This is a genomic window from Ruminococcus sp. 210702-SL.1.03, assembly GCF_020559915.1.
GTDB lineage: Bacteria > Bacillota > Clostridia > Oscillospirales > Ruminococcaceae > YE71.
Genome location: NZ_JAJCLZ010000058.1, coordinates 1 through 3,989, shown reverse-complemented (window position 1 = coordinate 3,989; position 3,989 = coordinate 1). Strand labels below are relative to the sequence as shown.

Below are 3,989 nucleotides of genomic sequence, written 5' to 3'. Positions count from 1 at the left end.
TGCTTAACTTCAAATCCTTGCGGTCAATGTGTCAAGTTTTATTGACAAAATCATATATTTTCGTCAGCCTTTAATGCGAACACTTCTTCAGAGATACTGTAACCTGTCGGTGCGGAGATCTCCTTAACGTAATACTGCTTTTCGGGTAACTGAATGGAGCCTGTTCCGTCCTTGCCGATAGTGATCTCGCCGACCTTGTTTTTACAAGCCTTATCGGTATATACTCCGTATTTTGCAACCGTGCCGTCCACCTTGCTTGTACCTGAAATTTTAACCGTTTTGTCCGAAGCAAGAACCTTGGTTATTTCAAATTTCACATCATTTTTTGTGATCCTGAACGCCGACATATTCATAGCGGTAGCGGTCTTACCGTCAGTCTTGTTGTTGATAACAACGCCCTCAGAACCGTTTGATTCGATTCTCCAGTGTGTACCTCCTGCGCCTGTGCCGTCCCCGACTGTTTTGGAATTGATAAGACTTTCCGAAACGCCGATAGACTTAAGGTAGCTTACCACATCATTTCTTGAATCAAATTCGCCCATATATATCCAAGCGTGATCCTCACCACTCGGATTCTGAGCGACCACCACAGAACCTGCTGTAATAACCGAACCATCAGCACACTCCCAATATGGGCGGTCTGTTGTTTTGATGTTTTTCTTTTCGACTTCAACCTTTGAAGTCTTTCCGTCGTAAGTTATGGTGCAGTTATCATTGACTGTAAGCCAATGATCTGTGTCAACAGGCACAGGGTTGTTCCATGAAAATCCCGAAGTGCTGTAGCCAAGCTGTGTAAGCGTATAGTACACCAGACCCGAACAGTCGATACCGAGGTTGTTGATCGTTTGCACCGACAGCGGAGTGTACTGTCCCTGATCATACGCATACCAGTAGCCCTTGTTTCCATAGGTATACGGCGTACCCAGCAAATTCGCCGCTTTTGCGATCACCGTATCTGCCGACGGGAATGCTGCGTTTTCAGTCGATGAACTTGCGGCATTTGCCGTAATAACTCCGCTCATAGATGAGCCGAACATAGAAAAAGCACAGAGTCCTGCCATGAACCCTGCACCGAGCTTCTTTAATATTTTCGATTTTTTGAACATAAAGTGCATTTCTCCTTTTCATTTTTGCAAAGAAAAAGAGCCGGATTTCAGCTCTTTCGTTTGCACATTTTAATATATTTCATCATATCTTTGGTTGCTTATCAAATCCGCCCCTGATACATATGATTCATCAATATCTATTATTTCGCTGAATCCGCAGTCGTTATTCAGCAGAAATCCTTGTCCCTGCGTATCAAGAACAAACCATGTTCCGTTTACCTTAACAACATTTGCTACATGACCATACAGTTTTGACGGCATCCATGTAAGATAGCATTCCAGGTCTGTACCTTTGCACAAATAGTAGGTCTGCCACGAATAATTCACACAAGTTCCCGAACCGTTTTCAGTCATCCAGTTGTATACCGCCTCTGCCTTGCTGTAATCAGAGCCGTTATGAAATAAGCTTCTGCCGATATCCATATATCTTTCTTCCTCAGTAGGCATCGGCGAGGGTGGTTGAGTCTGCGGCACTGTTGTAGTCTCAGGCTTTGTCCTTGCGACAGGCGGATTTGTTACCGTAGGTACTGCCGATGCTGACGGCTTTGCCGTTGTTGATTTGGTGGCATTCTGAGGCTTCTCATTGGACGGCTGGGCGTTCTGCTCCGCTAAGTTATTATCCTGAGAATTGTTGGATGGAGTATTATTCTGCACAGCTTGGTTATTACCCTGTACAGCGTTATTCTGCCCCTGAACCGAATTGCCGCCTGTATTTGAAGTGCTTGATTTCTTAGCCGCAGTTACCTCAGTATCTGTCGGCTTTGAGGAAGATGATACCGTCTGCGAACTCTTTTTAATGGTCGCTGTGGTTTCACTTGTATCCATTTCTTCCTTTGCCGATGTTTCTGCGGAAACTATAGCCGTGGCCGCAGTTTGACTAGCTACTGAAGAGTTTTCGCTTTCTGTGGATTCCGATATATTTCCACAGGCTGATAAAAATACCGCACAGAATATTGATATGACCATTGCTTTTTTCATATTATCACGCTCCTTGACAAGCAATATATCACACTAATACTTTAAAATCCAGACTTTTTATTGAAGTTCTACCTTTGTCACAATTTGCACAGCATAAGCTTTAGCAAACTACATACTTATCTCCGGTGACTCTTCAAATTCTTCAAGCGGTTCGATCACTTCAGGTCTTGTTTCTCTAACAGCAACCAGCCCGATACCGGGCAGATCCACTATGATATGATCAAACTGCTGCTTGTACTTTTCTATCTGTTTATCAGCAAGTGAACAAGAATCCCACTCTCCGTATTCGTTCAGACAGTTGCCAGAAATATAGAAAGTGCCGTGAACAAGAGTATTTCCAACTATCCTGTTAGGCTTTGAACCGTTCAGCAGAAACTCATCATTGCACCAGCAAAGTGCGTCATTTGTCTGCTCAAAATATATAGGTTCAATGCTTCCTCCGACCACCTCCTGCATTGCCTGGATATCGTCCTCGATATCTTTCACATACGGTTCTTTCAGAGGTTCAAACACAAGTATCCTCATTCTTTTGCCTCACTTTCACAATACTCTTTCAGCGGACAATCGCCGCAGTCATCAAACATTGCACAGGTACGCTGTATCTCCTCCTCTGAGATGCCGCAGTCATGGTGCTTACTCTCATTCTCTGAAGGAAAAAGGGCGATCTCAAATCTTCCTCTCTCGACCCATATTTTCAGATCCACCTCCGCTCCCTCTTCAAAGAACACACCGGGTACTTCTATGTCTCCCAACTCATTGATAAATCCTTTTGTACATATACCATTTTTCATAAATCAAACCTCCGTGATCGTTTAATTGTCAAAGAGCGAAAGCTGACGAACTGCCTTTGCCCTTTCGCTTGTGTCATAATTTGAGATAAGCAGTTCGCCGTACTGACAGCCTGCGTCATAACGCTGTGCTAAGTTGTTAAGTCTGCTTATCTCCTCGATGTGGGTATTAGGCTTGTCCTATATCTCCCTTATCTCCGGACAGTCATTGTATGAAACCAAGAACTTGCCTTTGATCTCTAAAAGTGTGTCACGCAGTCTGATATGATCCTTTGCCGTAAATCCCACGTCCTTGTAGTAACTTTCGGTAGCAAAGTAGGGCGGATCGCAGTAGAAAAAACTTACTGGTCTATCGTACTGCTTAATCAGCTTTTCAAAATCCTTGTTCTCAACAACTACTTTCTGCAATCTTCTTGCGGCAAGGTCGATCATAGGGAAGTCCGACCATATCGAATGCGGCTGACTTCCAAAGCTGTCAAGACCGCTTGCATAGCTGTAACGTATAAGCTGATAAAACTTAGCCGCCCTGTCAACGTCATAAAGTCTTGGCAAAATGCCACGCTTATGAAGTAGGGCTAAATACTCAAAATCTTCTCTTGAATCAAGCACATACCTAAGCTTGTATTTCAGCTTTGCAGGCTTGTCACGAACGCAGCGGTAAAGATTTGCAAGATTTGAATTGAAGTCATTGTACACCTCAAAATCTGCACCGGGCGGCTTGTGAAACAGCACCCAGCCTGCGCCGCCGAAAACCTCTATATACCTTTCATAGTAAGGTGGAAATCTTGCAAGAACCTCGTCACGAAGATTCTTCTTTCCCCCTACCCATGACATAAAACTGTTCATATATAATTTGCCTCCGAAAGGAGGCACACCTCCTTCCGATGTTTTGTGCAAAGCACAAAACTCGTAATTGAAAGCTTTGCTTTCAATTTACTCCTATTCTGCCGTTAGAACCAACAGCAGAAAAGTCGCTTTGCAAGCACCAGATTTTTGATCTGCTGTTGGCAAAACGACCTTAATAAATATTAGATTTTACGCTGTTTTCAGCCCTTGATTATCGGGTCAACATAGCTGAATATTATGCGTTTCTGTTCAAGGTAGCCGTCGGCTTTGT

General features: G+C 43.7%; 4 protein-coding genes and 1 pseudogene. All 5 read right to left on the bottom strand.

Annotation, left to right across the window (positions count from 1 at the left end; translation table 11 throughout):
- Positions 1 to 50 precede the first annotated feature (50 nt).
- The 5 genes and pseudogenes from LI114_RS13090 to LI114_RS13070 all read right to left on the bottom strand — a co-directional run bounded on the left by LI114_RS13090 (position 51) and on the right by LI114_RS13070 (position 3,706).
- Positions 51 to 1,106 carry a SpaA isopeptide-forming pilin-related protein gene (locus LI114_RS13090; RefSeq protein WP_227221042.1) on the bottom strand — a complete coding sequence of 352 codons (1,056 nt, stop codon included), beginning with the start codon at positions 1,104 to 1,106 and terminating at the stop codon, positions 51 to 53.
- 69 nt (positions 1,107 to 1,175) lie between these two features.
- Positions 1,176 to 1,931 carry a hypothetical protein gene (locus LI114_RS13085; RefSeq protein WP_227221041.1) on the bottom strand — a complete coding sequence of 252 codons (756 nt, stop codon included), beginning with the start codon at positions 1,929 to 1,931 and terminating at the stop codon, positions 1,176 to 1,178.
- Between the two features lie 261 nt (positions 1,932 to 2,192).
- Positions 2,193 to 2,609: a DUF3846 domain-containing protein gene (locus tag LI114_RS13080; RefSeq protein ID WP_051706986.1), complete on the bottom strand. Its 417-nt coding sequence runs from the start codon at positions 2,607 to 2,609 to the stop codon at positions 2,193 to 2,195.
- Positions 2,606 to 2,875, bottom strand: coding sequence for a hypothetical protein (locus tag LI114_RS13075; RefSeq protein WP_041337578.1), 270 nt, complete (start codon positions 2,873 to 2,875; stop codon positions 2,606 to 2,608). The genes LI114_RS13080 and LI114_RS13075 overlap by 4 nt, the downstream gene beginning before the upstream one ends.
- Before the next feature lie 21 nt (positions 2,876 to 2,896).
- Positions 2,897 to 3,706, bottom strand: a pseudogene (locus LI114_RS13070) (DNA adenine methylase).
- Positions 3,707 to 3,989 lie beyond the last annotated feature (283 nt).